We start from the raw sequence: 16,496 nt of genomic DNA, 5'->3' as shown, positions 1-16,496 counted from the left end.
CCCGAACTCAGAAGTGAAACGATGCATCGCCGATGGTAGTGTGGGGTTTCCCCATGTGAGAGTAGGTCATCGTCAAGATTAAATTCCAAAACCCCTATCTGCGCATGCAGGTAGGGGTTTTGTCTTTTGCCGAAAGAAAATCACACTGATTCGTGCACAAATTGGCACAGTTATTTTCGATTCAGGGCACTAGAATAGGCCCAACCTTTTCGGAGTCAGAGCGTTATATGCCAGATCCGGTTGACGCCTCAAGGCTGTCAGAATTACCGCTGAACGATTTGGTGGCGTGCCACGAGTGCGACTTGCTGATGCGCAAGCCCAAGCTCGATCATGGTGAGAAAGCCCTGTGTCCGCGATGTGGTTACGAGCTCTATGCTCATCGATACAACGTCGTACAGCGCAGTCTCGCCCTGGTTATCGCGGCATTGCTGTTGTACATCCCGGCGAACTTTTTACCCATCATGCAACTCAACCTGCTTGGGCAATCGTCGCAAGACACTGTCTGGAGCGGGGTTGTCGGGCTTTTCGATACAGGCATGCAAAGCGTTTCAGTCATTGTGTTCCTGTGCAGCATGGCGATTCCGCTGCTCAAGCTGCTCTGCCAACTGGTCGTGTTGCTGAGTATCCGATTTAACGTCGGACGTAGCTACGGCTTGCTGCTTTACCGTATTTACCACCATTTACGGGACTGGGGGATGCTTGAGGTTTACCTCATGGGCGTACTGGTCGCGATCGTCAAGCTGGCAGATATGGCAGCAATGACCATTGGTCTTGGCTTGGCGTGCTTCATTGGATTGTTGTTGGTCCAGGTCTGGCTGGAGGTAGTGATGTCTCCTCACCAGATCTGGCAGGCTTTATCAGGAGAGGATGCCCATGCGGGCGATTGATGCAGGCATTCTGATTTGCGCCGAATGCCATGAATTGAACAAGCAGGAAGCTGATGTCGACGATCAGGTCTGCACTCGGTGCGGCGCACTGGTGCATGCCCGCCGTCCCAACAGTGTGGCGCGGACCTGGGCGTTGCTGATCACCGCCGCCATTCTTTACATACCGGCCAATGTGCTGCCGATCATGACCGTGAGCTCCCTGGGCAAGGGTGATCCCAGCACCATCATGTCCGGAGTGATCCAACTGGTTCAGCACGGCATGATTCCCATTGCCGCAGTGGTATTTATCGCCAGCATTGTGGTGCCCACGTTCAAACTGGTGGGGATCGCCTTGCTGCTGTTTTCCGTACAGCGCCACCAGCCACTCTCGGCCCGCCAGCGCATATGGATGTACCGCTTTATCGAGTTCATCGGCCGCTGGTCGATGCTCGATATCTTTGTAATCGCCATCCTGGTGGCGCTCGTGAATTTTGGCCGGCTGGCCACCATTGAAGCTGATCTGGGCGCCATTGCGTTCGCCAGCGTGGTGATTCTGACGATGCTTGCCGCAGTAACTTTCGATCCCCGACTGATTTGGGATAACACGGAGTCGGACGACGACCATGACTGATCTGCCTACAGCTAAAATCCGACCGGCTTCGAACTGGTCGGCTATCTGGGTATTGCCCCTGATTGCCCTGATCATTGGTGGCTGGCTCGGCTGGCGTGCCTACACCGAAACCGGCATCGAGATTCAGGTTCGTTTCGAAAGCGGTGAAGGCATCCAGGCCAACAAGACCGAAGTCGTCTACAAAGGCATGCCGGTCGGCAAGGTGAAAACCCTCAAGCTTGATGATGAAGGCAGTTCCAAAGGGGTGATCGCGACCGTTGAGATGAACAAGGACGTGGAGCAATACCTGCGCACCAGCACGCGCTTCTGGCTGGTCAAACCGAGTGTGACGCTGGCCGGTATTACCGGGCTGGAGACGCTGGTCTCGGGTAACTATGTCGCAATCAGCCCGGGTGAGGGCGAGCCTGCCCGCAAGTTCAAGGCCCTGGCACAGGAGCCACCGCTGTCGGACGCCCAACCCGGCCTGCACCTCACGATCAAGGCTGATCGCCTGGGCTCGCTGAACCGTGGCAGCCCGGTGTTCTACAAGCAGATCAAGGTCGGGCAGATCAAGAGCTACGTGCTCTCCGAGGACCAGAGTACTGTCGAGCTCAAGGTCTTCATCGAGCCGACGTACGCCAAGCTCGTGCGCAAACACACGCGTTTCTGGAACGCCAGCGGCATCAGCATCGATGCCAACCTGTCCGGTGTAAAAGTTCGCAGTGAATCCCTGGCCAGTATTGTTGCTGGTGGTATTGCGTTTGCCACTCCTGAAAATCGCAAGGACAGCCCGCCTACCGATCCGAGCCTGCCGTTCCGCCTTTATGAGGACTTCGATGCGGCTGCCGCCGGGATCAAGGTCAAGGTCAAGCTAAGCGACTTCGAAGGCTTGCAGGCGGGCCGTACGCCGGTGATGTATAAAGGTATTCAGGTCGGCACCCTCAAGGCCCTCAAGGTCGATCCCGATTTGTCCGGCGCCAGCGCCGAGTTGACCCTGGACCCGCTGGCCGAGGATTACCTGGTCGATGGCACCCAGTTCTGGGTGGTCAAGCCGTCGATTTCCCTGGCGGGCATTACCGGCCTGGAAGCATTGGTCAAGGGTAACTACATCGCCGTGCGTCCTGGGGACAAAGGCGCCGCGCCGCAACGTGAGTTTGTCGCACGGCCCAAGGCGCCGCCGCTGGATTTGCGTGCACCGGGCCTGCACCTGGTGTTGTTCACCGATAACCTCGGTTCGCTGGAAGTGGGCAGCCCGGTACTCTACAAGCAGGTCAAGGTGGGTTCGGTACAGAGCTATCAGTTTTCGCGCAAAAAGAAACAGCTGGTGATCGGGGTCCATATCGAGAAGGAATACGAAGACCTGGTCAACGCTTCCACGCGGTTCTGGAACGCCAGTGGCATCACCTTGACCGGTGGCCTGACTGGCGGGATCCAGGTCAAGAGTGAATCGTTGCAAAGCCTGATGGCTGGCGGCATCGCCTTCGAAACACCGGAGGCCAAGGCACCCTTGCAGAAGCGCATCCCGCGTTTCCGCCTGTTCGCCAGCCATGAGCTAGCCAACCAGAAAGGCGCGGTGATCACCATCAAGGTTGACCGTGCCGATGGCCTGCGCACTGGCACGCCCATCCGCTTCAAGGGGCTGGATGTCGGCAAGATCGAAGACGTTGACCTGAGTGACGATCTGCAGTCGGTGCTGCTGACTGCGCGGATCGATGAAGTCCCGGAGCGCATCGCTCGTGTCGGCAGTCAGTTCTGGGTGGTCAAGCCCGAGTTGGGGCTGATCAAGACGTCGAACCTGGAAACATTGGTTACCGGGCAATACATCGAGGTGCAACCGGCAGCGAAGAACCTGGGCCCGCAGAAGAATTTCGTGGCGCTGGCCAATCCCCCGGAAACTGCCAAGCAGGAAGCTGGTTTGAGCCTGACGTTGAGCGCTCCTCGTCGTGGTTCGCTGAAGGCTGGGGTTCCGGTGACTTATCGAGAAATCACCGTGGGCAAGGTGACGGGTTATGAGTTGGGCCAGACGGCCGATCGTGTGTTGATCCGCATCCTGATCGAGCCCAAGTACGCGCCATTGGTCCGCAGCGGCACGCGGTTCTGGAACACCAGCGGTTTTGACTTTGATGTGGGTCTGTTCAGAGGGGCGACAGTGCGTACTGAATCGCTTGAGACGATGATCCAGGGCGGTGTCGCCTTTGCTACGCCGGATGGTGATCGCATGGGCACCCCCGCGCGACCGGAACAGACTTACCCGCTGTTCGACAAGTTCGAAGAGGAATGGCTGACCTGGGCGCCGAAGATTCCGCTCGGCAAGTAGTGTATTGGCGGCTGTGATGCCGCCTTCGCGAGCAGGCTCGCTCCCACAGTGGTCAGCGTCGTTCACATATTTTGTGTACGCCACGGACTAAATGTGGGAGCGAGCCTGCTCGCGAAGAAGCTCTCCAAATAAAAAGGCCGCAATCCATTGGATCGCGGCCTTTTTATTACCTTCGATTCAAGTCTCAGACCGCATCCAGCTCCGGCTCATCCGCTTCAACGTTCACAGTCGCCTTCACCTCGTCGTGACGACGAATGTACTTCCAGTCATCCTCATCAATGTAGATGCCAGCCGGGCCGCTACCACCTTCCAGGTCGATGGCGACACTGGCGCAGACCTGTGGCTTCACACTGGCCAGGATGGGCACGAAGCCCAGTTGTAGACTGGTCTCCAGCAACGCCGCCTGGTTTTTCTCGTCGATGTCCGCCGCCTCGTCGAGGTAGTACGGCAAGCGCACACGTCCGGCCAGGTCGCGGTCCATCAAGTGCAGCAACAAATACATGTTGGTCAGCGCCTTGATGGTCATGGTGGTGCCGTTGGACGCGGCGCCGTCGATGTCGGTGTGGATAACCGGCGATCCGTTGACCTTGGTGATCTCGAACGCCAGTTCGAACAAGTCCTTGAGGCCGAGCTGGTTGTGGTTTGCCGCCACCAGCCGCGCCAGGTATTCCTTGGCCTCTTCGTTCTTGTTGTCCTGCTCGGCGCTCTGGCTCAGGTCGAAGACGGACAGGGTCTCGCCTTCTTCGTACTGGCCGGCGCTGTGGATGATCTGGTCGATGTGCTTGAGTGCTTCCTTGTTCGGCGCCAGTACGATGCGGAAGCTTTGCAGGTTGGACACCTGACGTTTGTTGATCTCGCGGTTGAACAGCGCCAACTGGTGCTCGAGGCTGTCGTAGTCGCTGCGGATGTTGCGCAGGGTCCGGGCGATGTCGGTAACAGCCGCACGCCGGGCCTTGCCGAGGGTCAGGGCTTCGTCGGTACGGTGTGCGTAGGCGTTGATCAGCAGTTGCAGGCGACGTTCCATATCGTCTTCGCTGTCGAACTTGGCCACGCCCTTGAGGCGCACCTGGGCGTACAGCGCCTCGATCTGGCCATCGGCACGCAACAGGCCTTGCCAGCTGTCCTGATAGTCGTTGAGCAACGGCAGCAGGTTGTCCATCGAATCGTCGACCGGATCCATGAACGGCGTGCCGAACGGCAGATCCGCCGGCAACAACTGACGGCGGCGCAGGGCGTCGTCGAGGGTGCGTTGCTTGGCTTCCATGTCACCGATCTGCCGGCCGACCAGTTGCAGCTTGGCGGACAGTTGCTGGACGCGTTCGGTGAAAGCATCGCTGGAGCGCTTCAATTCGTCCTGGGCGGCTTCCATCTGCGCCAGCTGCTCCAGCTTGTCGCCCTCTTCGGCGCTCAGGGTTTGCGCGCGACGGAAGTCTTCCAAGGCTTTCTGGGCATCCAGCACCTGCTGGTACAGCGCTTCGGTCTGGGTCTTGCTCGCGGCGCGGTCGGCGGCCACGGCTTGCTGGGTTTTCAGTTGCTTGAGTTCTTTTTCCAGACGCTCTTTCTGGTCGCGTAGCGCGGCGCGGTCCGCCAGGGCTTGCAGGGCCGGGGGCTCAATGTGCGAGATGTCGATGGACAGGCCCGGTACTTCGAAGCGCTCGCCTTTGAAACCGTCGAGGATCAGCTCTACGGATTTGACCCAGTCGCCGTTGTCGTCGAGGGTAATGCCGTGCTCGCCCAGCGGCAGGCTGAACAGTGCGCTGTTGAACAGGCGCATCAGGCGCTCGACGTCCTGCTGCGAGAATTCTTCGCGCAGGCGGGCGTAGCTGTTGTTGTCGGCGTGGTCGAGTTGTTGCTTGACCGACTTCAGGCGTTTTTCCAGCTCACGCAGGCGTTCTTCCAGGTCCTCGGCACTGAATTGCCGCGACTGCGCCAAGGCACCTGCCAGCTCATCGTGGGCGTCCTTGGCCGCGAGCAGTTGTTGCTCGAGCACCTTGACGTCTTCGACCAGGGCAAAACGATGCTTGAGCACCGCCAGTTCGCCGAGCCAGCGCTGGATGCCAGTGATTTCCCGCTCCAGGCGCATCAGCTCCTGGGTGCCGCCACGCTGGTCGTTCTGCAGGGCGTCCTGCTCGTGGCGATAGTGCTCGGCCTGGATGGTCAGCTCTTCCTTGCGGGCACTGGCGTAGTCCGACCAAGTGCCGAGCAGGGAGTCGAGCAGCGGCGAGAGGCGGTGCAGCTTGCCGCGCAGGATATCGCGCTGTTTCACGCCGTTGGCGAGGGCTTCGACCAGGGGACCGGCTGCCACCAGCGATTGGTAGTCCTGTTCCATGCGTCGTACGTCGCGGAAAGCTTCTTCGCACGCGGCGATGTAGTCGACGCTACCGGAACGCAGGCTGTGCTCGAAGGCGTCGAGGAACAGTTGCTTGAGCTTGGCCGCGGTGATTTCGCGCATGTGCAGCAGGTTGATGAACAGCGCGCGGAAGGTCTTCAGGCTCTGTTCGCTGGTAGAGCGCAGGGGGATCAGTGTCAGGTCCAGCGGGATCGAGGTGTGTCCACCGACCAGCAAGCGCCGCAATTCATCGGGCTTGAGTTCGTAGGCTTTGAGGCCTTCGCGCTCAAGGTTGCTGAACAACTCCTTCTGGCGCAGGCAGGTGTCGTTTTTCTGGTAGTGGGCCAGGTCCAGCCGGCCGGCGTAGGCAAAGAACTGGTGACCGAAGCCGCCACCCGGACCGCGTCCGACCACGCCGATCACGTGGGGGCCATGGGGCAGGTTCACCTCCACCAGGATGTAGCTGGTGTCGGAGGCGAAATAGAAGCGCCGGGATTGCTCCAGGCTGTACTTGCCGAAGCTCATGTCCGACATGCGTGCCAGGATCGGGAATTGCAGCGCATTGATCGAAGCGGATTTACCGAGGTTGTTCGCGCCGTAGACCGACAGCGGCTCTTCCAGCGGGAACAGGCCGAGGGTGTAGCCGGCGGTGTTCAAAAGGGCAAAGCGGCGGATGCCGTAGCGTTCCTTGATCATGCGTCGAGCTCCTGTTCTTCGGCAATGGCGCGGGCCAGGGCGTCTTCTTCGCTTTCATCTGCAAACTCTGCCAAGTCGAGCGGGTCGTCGGTCTGCAGTAGTTTTTCATCGCTGTCTTCATCGATCAGCACCGGAGCCGGCAGCGGCAGTACGCTGTGCAGGCTGGCCGCCAGGTCACGGTCCTGTTGCACCGATAGGCACACATCGAGGAAACGGTGCATCGGCGGCAGGAAACGGTACACGCCGTTTTCTTCGCCGGCGAAGCCGAGTTGGGTCATGCGGCGCATGATTTTTTCTTCCAGCTCATCCTGGGTCTGTACTTCGGCCTGGATGAACAGGTCGCGGTACTTTTCCAGCAGCGATGGCAGTTCATCGCGACCCAGGCTGCCGCCGTCGAGCACGGCGACCGGGTCGCGGCCCTGATCGGCCAGGTGCTCGACAAGGATGAAGGTGAACAGCGCCAGACGCTGCGCGGTCTTATTCACCGCCGCGGCGGCCAGGTCCGGTACGAAATAGTAGAAACCACGGGTGTCGCAGACCAGTTCAAACCCCAGGGCCTTGAACAGCGTGCGGTACTGGTCCTGGAAGTTCGACAGCTGCGCATACAGCTCAGGATCGCGGCGGCTGACGTGGTAGCCCTTGAACAGCTCGCGAAAGATCGGTGCCAGTTGGGACAGTTCGGAAAGATCAAGATGCATGGGGGATGCTCGCAGAATTCTCGGTAGGGTCATCGCCGACCGAGAGCAGGGCGAAGGAGCGCAGGCTGACCTGGTGCTCGTGTGTGTGGTAGTCGCGACGTTCCAGGCGTTCGCGCTTGAAACGTTTTTCCCGGGACAGTCGCGAGAACCAGTACAGCAATTCGTCGGTGGCGCCGTCCGGCTCCTGCTCCAGCAGCCAGGTCATCAGGTCCGGCATCGGCAGGGCGTCTTCGCAGCGTTCGAGCATTTCCCGAACCGTGCGTGGCGCACGTGGAGCTTCGCCTTTCTGGGTTTTGTGGGCCTTGGGGAAGCGCGCCGGTTTCGGTTCGAAGCGGGCCAGGGCATAAACGTAGGCCTCGACCTGGCTGGCGCTGCCGAGGAAGGTGCTTTGCGGGCGTGTGAACAACGGCATTGCCGCCTGCGGCACGGCATCGATGCCTTTTCGGCGAATGGCGGACAGGGCCAGGGCCGCGCCACGGGTGACAGCGTTGTGGCGACGTGCCTCTTCACGCAGCGGCAGCAATAGTTCGCGCGCGTGACGCAGGGTCAACTGGGCGCTGGTCTGCATTTCAAGGATACGCGCGTGAGTGCGCAGCAACATGTCGTCATCGACCAGGTGGCCGAGGCGTTGCTGCTCGGAGAGCATCTTCAGCAGCACGGTTTCAACCTTGCGCACGCCTTGTTCGAAAGCGCCGTCGGCGTTCACCAGATCAATCATCGGCTCGACGTATTCGTCCCAGGTCGCCAGCACTTCAGCGTAACGCTGGCGCAATGGAATCTGTCGGTCGCTGGTTTTCGCCCTTTCGGCGACGGCCACCAGTGCTTGTTCGTCGTTATCGAGTTTTTTCAGTACATCGCGAACTCGCATGTCGAGCAGGCGAAGCTGGCGGGCCAGGTCGTTGCCGTCGCGGATGTCGAAGGCGTCCTGGATGTAGCCGGCCAGGCGCTCGAGATGGCGCAGATAGGCTTCGATTTCCAGGCACAGGCCCAAACGGTGTTCACGGCGCAGGTAGGCGAGGAAGTCGTGAATTTGCGCATTGAGCTCGAAACGGTTCGGGCTTTTCGCCACCGGAACCAGAATATCGAGGCGAATCCACACGTCCAGCAGGCTGGTGATGTCCTGCGGCGTACTGTCGAGTTGCTGGGCGGCCAGTTGCGTGCGCAGTTCGTTGAGGCTCAGGGTGCCTTGGTCGAAATGCTCGCACAGTGGCTCCAGAAGTGCCCAGTGTTCAGCGAGGGCGCGCAAGACGCGCTTGGGTTCGATCATCGGAATGGCCGGCTGGTTGGCGAATAAAAGCCGCGATTGTACTGCATCAGGCACGATGCGATTCACTCTCGGGACGGGCTGTCGCCATTTTTCACAAGTGGAAAGATTATCGGTGCAGTCTATCGATCAACAGCGGGCGATCTTGCGCGAAGGGCGGTAGAATCGGCGCACTTTAGTTATCCACAAGTGGCCGACCTTTGCTTATCGAGTCCCGTCGTCGCGCTTATTTGAACGCCATGCAGGTGGTCAACTGGTTACCGCGCACCGAATTGCCCTTTGCCGCCCCGTCGCGGCCCGAGCTGCTGGAGCCGCCCGAGGCGCTGGTCGAGGCTCCCGTGGCGCCTGTGCCGGTGGTCGAGACGCCCGTCGTGCCTACGGTAAAACCCGCCGAGCGGGTGAAGGTCGAGGTGCCGCGGCCATCGCTGGCCAGCACGCGCACTGGCGCAAAACCTGCGGCCGAGGAGGCGCCGGTGGTCGCCAGGGTCGCGCCGGTGCCGCCGCCGCGCTTTGCCCTGCAACTGCTGCGAGCCGGCCGCTGCCTGCTGCTGGTGGAGTTACCCACAGGTGAATCCTTCCAGGCACGCGACCCTGCTTATCTGCTGCTCAAGGACATGCTGCGAGCCGCCGGTCTGCCGGACAGCCCGCAGATCATCGGCGAGCCGGTACGCTGGCCGCTGCTGGTGCGTGGGACTATGGACCAGGGCCCGGAGGCCGCCCGTGACTTTGTGCAAGGTTTCCTCTCGGTGCGCATGGAAGAAGTGCCATGCGCCTGCCTTTGGCTGATCGGCCTGCCCGCGGTGCGGTTTGCCGGTGAAGCGGACTCTGATGCGTTCAACCGCGAATTGCAGATTGAGGGCCTGGGCTCGGCGTGGGCGGTACCGGGCCTGGAATTGTTAATGGAAGAGCCACAGCGCAAGGCCGCCGTGTGGCAAGCCATGCGTCGGCTGATGGCGCGTTGGAAAGAACCGAATGAGTGACGCTGTGTCGTTCCGCCCGATGACCGAGGCGGACCTGGAAACTGTTCTGAAGATCGAGTATGCGGCCTACAGCCATCCCTGGACCCGCGGGATTTTTCTCGATGGCCTGGGCAAGTATCAGATCTGGCTGATGTTCGAAGGTCAGCAGCAGGTGGGCCATGGGGTGGTGCAGATCATTCTTGACGAGGCGCATCTGCTCAACATCACCGTCAAGCCGGAAAACCAGGGCCGAGGCCTGGGTTTGACCTTGCTGGAACATTTGATGTCGATCGCCTACAAGGCCGATGCCCGGGAATGCTTCCTGGAAGTGCGCGACAGCAATACCGCGGCGTTCAAGCTGTATGAGCGTTACGGTTTCAACGAGATCGGACGTCGACGGGATTACTACCCGGCGGTGGGTGGGCGCGAAGATGCGGTGGTCATGGCCTGTACATTGGTGGATTGATCACCATCGTTTTGGTTGAACGCCGATTCCTGCGTAGTAGCTGCCGTAGGCTCGGGCCGCGTTCGGACGATCTTTGATTTTTAAGATCAAGATCAAAAGATCGTCCGAACGCGGCCCGAGCCTGCGGCAGCTCCTACAGATCAGCGTTTCTTGTCCAGCGGATCGCGCTGCGCCATCTCCTCCTCGTCCAACCCATTTCCCCCACCGATCTCGTCTTCATCGACAATGCTCAGGTCCCAGTCGGCCTGGTCACCTTCACCTAATTCCTGGGCATCCCGCGCACCGTCCTCACGGATGAGCGTTTCCGGGCTCATGTCATCATCGGTCGATTCATGATCATCGGTCGATGCTCCCGTCATGCCGGCTTCGCGCACGCGTTCTTCGGGTATCAGCTGCTTGCGCTCCTTTTGCGGCAATTCATCGCCGATTTTTGCGCTGGGTTCTTCCGTGTCGAAATCCAGCTCATGCACCGAGCCCATGCGATCTTCGTTATCATCGATGGGTTCCGGTTGCACCGCATCGTACGGACGTCGTGAATCAGTCATGGCAATTCCTCATACTGTTAGCCTTATAGAGTGGACCCACTGGGTTGCAGGGAATTCCACCGGCATGGAGCGCCATGAACGGGCAGCAGCGGGCATTTGCATCACGCGCGTGACCCCGACGGACGGTTGTCTGTCAAAGCAGCGCACCATTATCGAGGCTTCATTGCATGAACGAATTACAAGATCTGATTGATAACAACGAGCGCTGGGCCGACGCGATCACCAAAGAAGATCCTGACTTCTTCGCCAAGCTGGCTCGTCAACAAACGCCGGAGTACCTGTGGATCGGCTGTTCCGATGCGCGGGTGCCGGCCAACGAGATCGTCGGCATGCTGCCGGGCGATTTGTTCGTGCACCGCAACGTGGCCAACGTGGTGTTGCATACGGATCTCAATTGCCTGTCGGTGATCCAGTACGCGGTCGACGTACTCAAGGTCAAGCATATCCTCGTGACCGGCCACTATGGCTGTGGCGGCGTGCGCGCCTCGATGCAGGACCGTCAGTTCGGCCTGATCGACGGTTGGCTGCGTTCGATTCGCGATCTTTACTACGAGAAACGTGAAGAGCTCGCCAAGTTGGCCACCGAAGAGGAGCAGGTCGACCGCCTCTGCGAGCTCAACGTGATTCAGCAAGTGGCCAACGTCGCCCATACCAGCATTGTGCAAAATGCCTGGCACCGCGGGCAGAACCTGTCGATTCACGGTTGCATCTACGGCATCAAGGACGGTCGCTGGAAAAGCCTGAACACCACGATCAGCGGTTTCGAGCAATTGCCACCGCAGTATCGACTGCGTCCGGTCGAGAAGTTGTAAGCCTGCGCAGCAGACGCTTTGCCGACGCCAGTGTTGCAAAAACATCTGGTCGTCGGCGCTCTCCGTCAGTTGACTCGTCAGCCTATAGCGCGGGCGCGGGTATCGCCGGGGCTGGCGCTGGCACCTTGAGCAATTTGAGCTGGGCCTTGATCGATGCTGTCGCACATTTGCCTGCGGCCTGTGCGGGGGTCAGCTTGCGGATCGAGGTGTAGAACAGCGCACAGGTTTTATCGGCCTGGGCCACTTGCCAGGTCTGGGTGCAGCTTTTCAGCTCGATATCGGGATTGGTGTCCGTTTCACGGCCCATAGCGGCCTGCCAGCAAGCGGCACTCAAATCCTGGCCCATGACTTTCAGGCCCGCTGTATCGGCTTGGGCCTGGGCGTCTTTGCCGGTGTAGCTGGCTGGATCGGCGGCGTACCAGATGTAGCTGGGATGGTTGGCGCCCAATAGCGGTACTTTTACTCCGTCGACCGGGCTGATTGTCACCAGGCTCAACACATTCACGGTTGGCCCGTACTGCTGCTTGACCCAGTTGCGCACCGGTGCACCGAAGGCAACCGTTGGCAAGGCCGCGCCGCTGGAATGTACCGTCACCTGCTTGACCATGCTGGTCTGGTAGTCCTTGAAGTAGTCGTAGACGCCTTCCAGATCCTTGCCTGCGTTCGAAGGCGCGGCAATCGGGGCGATATCGATAATGGTTTGGTAGCCCGGTAGCTGCTCGGGTGTGACGCCATTGATGGTCAGCAGCGTGGCCCAGCGATCCGTGGTGGCCGACTTCAGGTAATCCTGGGCCTGGGTCAGCGAATAATCGGGTGGGAAGTGCAGCAGCTCGACGCTTCTGCGGTTTTCCAGGGCCATGCCCAGTGGCAGGAAAAAATGCCAGTTATAGGCCCACTTGCCGTCGGCATTCAGTTTGCTAGCACCGTCGTAGGCCAGGTCGCCGGCGTCAAGCAGCGCTGCCAGGGGTTTTTCATAGCTCCTGGGCACACCCGTGATTTCGGCATGGAGTTGATGGTTATCGGTTTTGACCAGAACCTTGGCATCGTTATAGCCATCGCGTTGTACGCTTTGCGTCAGGTAGTGCTCGACGGTCTGCTCCAGCGTCCAGTTGCGAAAGCAGATCACGTTGCAGTTGTTGGGATAGGCGAACAAACGTTTGACGCGTTCGGTGCTGCCCAGCTTCAGGGCGATATCGGCGTGGGCAGCGGTGCTCAGGGTAAAGGCCGCGAGGGTGAGGCCTGCGAGTCTTAACATGCTCAGATCCTTTTCAGCGTGGTCGCGATACGAAGATGCACGTCATACTGGATCAACACAATGATGCAGAAAACCAGGCCTCAAGCACTTTTTTTCGAAGCGTGCGATCCAGCCCGCGATCAGTGTTTGCGGGGGAGTGAGGTCAGGCGATCACAACAGGCGTAGCGCCAATTGGCCGCCGGCACGCAAGTACTCGACCTGTGCGGTAACCGCATCCTTGACGATAGCCTCACCGGTATCGCTCAGCCTGGCTTTTTTGGCATCGAGGACGGCGCTTTGCAATAACTGCATGGCGACATCCATCGCTTTCTGAAAGGCCGTCACATTGTTGTGCTGGCCAAATTCGCGGACAACAGCGTCCATGCGGCGATCGGCATCGTCTCGCAGGGCCCTGTACTCAACCACCGAGACGTTACCGTCCTGGTACATTTCATTGATCAACTCTTCCAGTGTCTTGGATATCGGTGTCATCGGATCTTCCTTGGGTTTTTGGTGATTGATACTCCGGGACAGGTTAATTCAAGGAGGCTGGTTGCGAGAGTCAGGGCTTGCCGTTGGATTGGGTGGGACAACGCTGCGCGTTTTGTAAGAAAAACGCGCAGTCTCAGGTCGCGCTGACCCTCGCTGTAGCCGCTTCCCTATGGCATCACCGGCGGCGTATACGCCAGCGTCGTTCCGAGTGCCCACAGCAGCACCAGCACCAGTGGTGTGTGCACCAGCAATTGCACGAACGAGAAGCCGATCAGGTCCCGCGCCTTCAATCCCAGCACGCCCAGCAGCGGCAGCATGTAGAACGGGTTGATCAGGTTGGGCAGCGCTTCGGCGGCGTTGTAGATCTGCACGGCCCAGCCCAGGTGGTAGTTCAAGTCGTTCGCCACTTGCATCACATACGGTGCTTCGATGATCCATTTACCGCCGCCGGACGGAATGAAGAAGCCGAGGATCGCCGAGTACACGCCCATCAGCAGGGCATAGGTGTCATGGGAGGCAATGCTCACGAAGAAGGTCGAGATGTGGTGGGCGAGGGTCTGCGCGTCGGCGCCCTTGACCGTGGTCATCAGTGCGGCGATCGAACCGTACAGTGGGAACTGGATCAGCACGCCGGTGGTGGTCGGCACCGCGCGGGCCACCGCGTCGAGGAAGCTGCGCGGGCGCCAGTGCAACAGGGCACCGAGCATGATGAACAGGAAGTTGTAGGTGTTGAGACCGGAAATCGCGCTGATCGCAGGTTTGGTGGAAAACTCATGGAACAGCCACCCAGCCGCCAGCAGCACCAACAGGATGGTCAGCAGCGGGCTGTGTTCCAGCCATTCTCCGGGACGGGTGCGTGGTTGCAGTGGTGGCAGATTGAAACTCGGGTCGACGCCACAGGCCTGGGCGTCTCGCGCCGTGTGCGGGCCGGGGGCAGTGGCGTAGGCGATGATCAGCGAGATGACGATCAAGGCCAGCAACATGACGCCCGACTGCCAGAGAAAGATCGTTTGGGTGAACGGAATCACCCCGGTAATCGACAGGATCGACGGCGGCAGGCTGGCCGGGTTGGCCTGCAACTGCGCAGCAGACGAAGACAGGCCCAGGGCCCACACCGCGCCCAACCCCAGGTACGCGGCTGCACCCGCGGCGCGATAGTCCATCTTAAGGTCGGTACGGCGGGCAAGGGCTCGCACCAGCAAGCCGCCAAACACCAGTGACAAACCCCAGTTAAGCAGCGACGCGACCATGGAAATCAGGGCCACCCAGGCCACCGCGGAGCGCCCGTTTTTCGGCAACTTCGCCAGGCGATCGATCAGCTTCACCGCCGGTGGCGAGCTGGCGACCACATAACCGCCGATCACCACGAACGCCATTTGCATGGTGAACGGGATCAGGCTCCAGAAGCCGTCACCAAAGGCCATGGCCGCATCAGTCGGCTTGGCGCCCATGGCCATGGTGGCCACGGCGACAATGATCACCGCCAGGGCGGCAAATACCCAGGAGTCGGGGAACCAGCGTTCGGCAAAGCTTGAACAGCGCAGGGCAAAGCGGGCGGAGCGGGTATCTTCGATATCAGCGGCCACGGGACTACCTCGAATTATTATGTTTGTTGTGGTCTTCGGGGCAGCATAGGCCCCTCAGGACAGACGCCAACCTTAATTCAAACGAGTGTTTTTTGCGGCGCTGATTTAGGCCTATGGGACTTTGGTCTAACGGGTTGTCCGTCGGCGCGTTTGCGTAGACCATGGGCGCCTTGGTTTTTGCCTGTGCCAGAGTTCTTTTCATGACTGCCAATATAGATCCACGTCCGCTGCCATTCAGCCGCTCGGACTACAAGACCCTGGGGCTCGCGGCTCTCGGTGGCGCGCTGGAAATCTACGACTTCATCATCTTCGTATTTTTCGCCCTGACCTTGAGCCAGCTGTTTTTCCCGCCCGAAATGCCTGAGTGGCTGCGGCTTCTGCAAAGCTTTGGCATCTTCGTCACCGGGTACCTGGCGCGGCCCCTGGGTGGGATCCTGATGGCGCATTTCGCCGACAGTCTGGGTCGCAAGAAGGTGTTCAGCCTGAGCATCCTGATGATGGCGCTGCCGTGCCTGCTGATCGGAATCATGCCGACCTACGCGCAGATCGGCTATTTCGCGCCACTGCTGCTGTTGGCCCTGCGCGTCCTCCAGGGCGCGGCGGTGGGTGGCGAGGTGCCGAGCGCCTGGGTATTCGTAGCGGAACACGCGCCAGTCGGCCATCGCGGCTACGCCCTGGGCTTCCTGCAGGCGGGGCTGACCTTTGGTTATTTGCTTGGCGCCCTGACGGCAACCTTCCTGGCGCAGACTTTTACTCCAGCGGAGATCCTCGATCACGCCTGGCGTTATCCTTTCCTGCTGGGCGGGGTGTTTGGCGTGATTGGCGTCTGGTTGCGGCGCTGGCTCAGCGAAACGCCGGTGTTCATGGCCATGCAAGCCCGGCGCGAGGCAGCCATCGAGTTGCCGTTACGGGCAGTCCTGCGTGAACATCGCCTGGCCCTGCTGCCCGCGATGATTCTCACCTGCGTGCTGACATCAGCGGTGGTGGTGTTCGTGGTCATCACCCCGACCATGATGCAAAAAACCTTCGGCATGACCGCCAGCCACACCTTCGCCCTGAGCGCATTGGGCATCGTGTTTCTGAACATTGGCTGCGTGCTCGCCGGTCTGCTGGTCGATCGCATCGGCGCCTGGCGTACCGTCATGCTTTATAGCCTGTTGCTGCCACTGGGTATCGGCGTGCTCTACACCTGCCTGATCAGCGGTGGCAACTGGGTCGGCCTGGCCTACGCGGTGGCTGGACTGAGTTGCGGAGTAGTGGGCGCGGTGCCATCGGTGATGGTCAGCCTGTTCCCGGCGCGGATTCGCGTCTCGGGTATTTCCTTCACCTACAACATCGCCTACGCCGCCTGGGCGAGCATCACGCCCTTGCTGTTGATCGGCCTGATGCCATGGAGCCCCTGGATCTGCGTGATTTTTTGCGCGGTGATGGGGGCGGTGGGTGTGGGCAGTGCGGCGTATTTCGGCTCGCGGGCACCGGGAGTCGCCGGTTGCCCAGCCGCCGGTACAGCGTGATAGGCAGGGACGATTGGCGCGGTTTCATTATATTTGTAGGACAATCCTCAAGCGCTCTTCAGAAAATCCCTGCAAGGCCGATGGCTAGGCTCTAAGTCGCTTTCTATT

14 protein-coding genes and 1 rRNA gene are annotated in these 16,496 nt (G+C 60.1%); 8 read left to right on the top strand and 7 right to left on the bottom strand.

The window, feature by feature from the left end; translation table 11 throughout:
• From rrf to PSUM_RS30105, 4 genes are all read left to right on the top strand, one after another.
• Positions 1-78 (top strand): 5S ribosomal RNA (gene rrf / locus PSUM_RS32780); the annotation flags it as partial.
• 149 nt (positions 79-227) lie between these two features.
• On the top strand, positions 228-887 hold the full coding sequence (locus tag PSUM_RS30115) for a paraquat-inducible protein A (protein ID WP_020799716.1): 660 nt from the start codon (positions 228-230) through the stop codon (positions 885-887).
• Entirely contained in the window at positions 874-1,497 is a 624-nt protein-coding gene (locus tag PSUM_RS30110; protein WP_020799717.1) for a paraquat-inducible protein A, read from the top strand. Before PSUM_RS30115 ends, PSUM_RS30110 begins: the two co-directional genes overlap by 14 nt.
• Positions 1,490-3,793, top strand: a complete 2,304-nt coding sequence (locus PSUM_RS30105) for a PqiB family protein (protein ID WP_083349758.1) — start codon at positions 1,490-1,492, stop codon at positions 3,791-3,793. Before PSUM_RS30110 ends, PSUM_RS30105 begins: the two co-directional genes overlap by 8 nt.
• Positions 3,794-3,977: 184 nt before the next feature.
• On the opposite strand, the gene mksF is transcribed toward PSUM_RS30105, so the two are convergent.
• Genes mksF through mksB form a run of 3 tightly spaced genes read right to left on the bottom strand, consistent with a single transcriptional unit; the run spans position 3,978 to position 8,783 of the window.
• Positions 3,978-6,818, bottom strand: coding sequence for an Mks condensin complex protein MksF (gene mksF, locus PSUM_RS30100; protein ID WP_020799719.1), 2,841 nt, complete (start codon positions 6,816-6,818; stop codon positions 3,978-3,980).
• Complete coding sequence (mksE, locus tag PSUM_RS30095; protein WP_020799720.1) at positions 6,815-7,516, bottom strand: Mks condensin complex protein MksE; 702 nt, start codon at positions 7,514-7,516, stop codon at positions 6,815-6,817. The genes mksF and mksE overlap by 4 nt, the downstream gene beginning before the upstream one ends.
• On the bottom strand, positions 7,506-8,783 hold the full coding sequence (gene mksB, locus PSUM_RS30090) for an Mks condensin complex protein MksB (RefSeq protein ID WP_162276381.1): 1,278 nt from the start codon (positions 8,781-8,783) through the stop codon (positions 7,506-7,508). The genes mksE and mksB overlap by 11 nt, the downstream gene beginning before the upstream one ends.
• A gap of 236 nt (positions 8,784-9,019) precedes the next feature.
• Here mksB and PSUM_RS30085 point away from each other — a divergent pair, with 236 nt between their 5' ends.
• Both PSUM_RS30085 and rimI read left to right on the top strand, forming a co-directional pair.
• The gene (locus tag PSUM_RS30085) at positions 9,020-9,760 is read left to right on the top strand and encodes an energy transducer TonB (RefSeq protein ID WP_083349757.1); all 741 of its coding nucleotides are present in this window, start codon (positions 9,020-9,022) and stop codon (positions 9,758-9,760) included.
• Entirely contained in the window at positions 9,753-10,205 is a 453-nt protein-coding gene (gene rimI, locus PSUM_RS30080; RefSeq protein ID WP_007978046.1) for a ribosomal protein S18-alanine N-acetyltransferase, read from the top strand. The genes PSUM_RS30085 and rimI overlap by 8 nt, the downstream gene beginning before the upstream one ends.
• A 140-nt stretch (positions 10,206-10,345) precedes the next feature.
• Here rimI and PSUM_RS30075 read toward each other — a convergent pair whose 3' ends face one another.
• Positions 10,346-10,750, bottom strand: coding sequence for a serine kinase/phosphatase (locus PSUM_RS30075; RefSeq protein ID WP_083349756.1), 405 nt, complete (start codon positions 10,748-10,750; stop codon positions 10,346-10,348).
• Between the two features lie 167 nt (positions 10,751-10,917).
• On the opposite strand from PSUM_RS30075, the gene can reads away from it, so the two are divergent.
• The gene (gene can / locus PSUM_RS30070; RefSeq protein WP_008055619.1) at positions 10,918-11,562 is read left to right on the top strand and encodes a carbonate dehydratase; all 645 of its coding nucleotides are present in this window, start codon (positions 10,918-10,920) and stop codon (positions 11,560-11,562) included.
• An 82-nt stretch (positions 11,563-11,644) separates the two neighbouring features.
• Here can and PSUM_RS30065 read toward each other — a convergent pair whose 3' ends face one another.
• The 3 genes from PSUM_RS30065 to PSUM_RS30055 form a co-directional block, all read right to left on the bottom strand.
• The gene (locus tag PSUM_RS30065; RefSeq protein ID WP_083349755.1) at positions 11,645-12,817 is read right to left on the bottom strand and encodes a hypothetical protein; all 1,173 of its coding nucleotides are present in this window, start codon (positions 12,815-12,817) and stop codon (positions 11,645-11,647) included.
• 150 nt (positions 12,818-12,967) lie between these two features.
• The gene (locus PSUM_RS30060; protein WP_083349754.1) at positions 12,968-13,288 is read right to left on the bottom strand and encodes a hypothetical protein; all 321 of its coding nucleotides are present in this window, start codon (positions 13,286-13,288) and stop codon (positions 12,968-12,970) included.
• Positions 13,289-13,455: 167 nt separating this feature from the next.
• Entirely contained in the window at positions 13,456-14,874 is a 1,419-nt protein-coding gene (locus PSUM_RS30055) for a short-chain fatty acid transporter (RefSeq protein WP_033039034.1), read from the bottom strand.
• Positions 14,875-15,074: 200 nt separating this feature from the next.
• Here PSUM_RS30055 and PSUM_RS30050 point away from each other — a divergent pair, with 200 nt between their 5' ends.
• Positions 15,075-16,388, top strand: coding sequence for an MFS transporter (locus PSUM_RS30050; protein ID WP_042955697.1), 1,314 nt, complete (start codon positions 15,075-15,077; stop codon positions 16,386-16,388).
• Positions 16,389-16,496: the final 108 nt, after the last annotated feature.

The sequence above is a fragment of the Pseudomonas umsongensis genome, from assembly GCF_002236105.1.
GTDB classification, from domain to species: Bacteria; Pseudomonadota; Gammaproteobacteria; order Pseudomonadales; family Pseudomonadaceae; genus Aquipseudomonas; species Aquipseudomonas umsongensis.
This window is presented reverse-complemented; position numbering and strand designations above follow the sequence as displayed.

Coding starts and splice junctions, on each gene's coding strand:
- PSUM_RS30115 (WP_020799716.1), top strand. CDS start 228: ATGCCAGATCCGGTTGACGCCTCAAGGCTGTCAGAATTACCGCTGAAC.
- PSUM_RS30110 (WP_020799717.1), top strand. CDS start 874: ATGCGGGCGATTGATGCAGGCATTCTGATTTGCGCCGAATGCCATGAA.
- PSUM_RS30105 (WP_083349758.1), top strand. CDS start 1,490: ATGACTGATCTGCCTACAGCTAAAATCCGACCGGCTTCGAACTGGTCG.
- mksF (WP_020799719.1), bottom strand. CDS start 6,818: ATGATCAAGGAACGCTACGGCATCCGCCGCTTTGCCCTTTTGAACACC.
- mksE (WP_020799720.1), bottom strand. CDS start 7,516: ATGCATCTTGATCTTTCCGAACTGTCCCAACTGGCACCGATCTTTCGC.
- mksB (WP_162276381.1), bottom strand. CDS start 8,783: ATGATCGAACCCAAGCGCGTCTTGCGCGCCCTCGCTGAACACTGGGCA.
- PSUM_RS30085 (WP_083349757.1), top strand. CDS start 9,020: ATGCAGGTGGTCAACTGGTTACCGCGCACCGAATTGCCCTTTGCCGCC.
- rimI (WP_007978046.1), top strand. CDS start 9,753: ATGAGTGACGCTGTGTCGTTCCGCCCGATGACCGAGGCGGACCTGGAA.
- PSUM_RS30075 (WP_083349756.1), bottom strand. CDS start 10,750: ATGACTGATTCACGACGTCCGTACGATGCGGTGCAACCGGAACCCATC.
- can (WP_008055619.1), top strand. CDS start 10,918: ATGAACGAATTACAAGATCTGATTGATAACAACGAGCGCTGGGCCGAC.
- PSUM_RS30065 (WP_083349755.1), bottom strand. CDS start 12,817: ATGTTAAGACTCGCAGGCCTCACCCTCGCGGCCTTTACCCTGAGCACC.
- PSUM_RS30060 (WP_083349754.1), bottom strand. CDS start 13,288: ATGACACCGATATCCAAGACACTGGAAGAGTTGATCAATGAAATGTAC.
- PSUM_RS30050 (WP_042955697.1), top strand. CDS start 15,075: ATGACTGCCAATATAGATCCACGTCCGCTGCCATTCAGCCGCTCGGAC.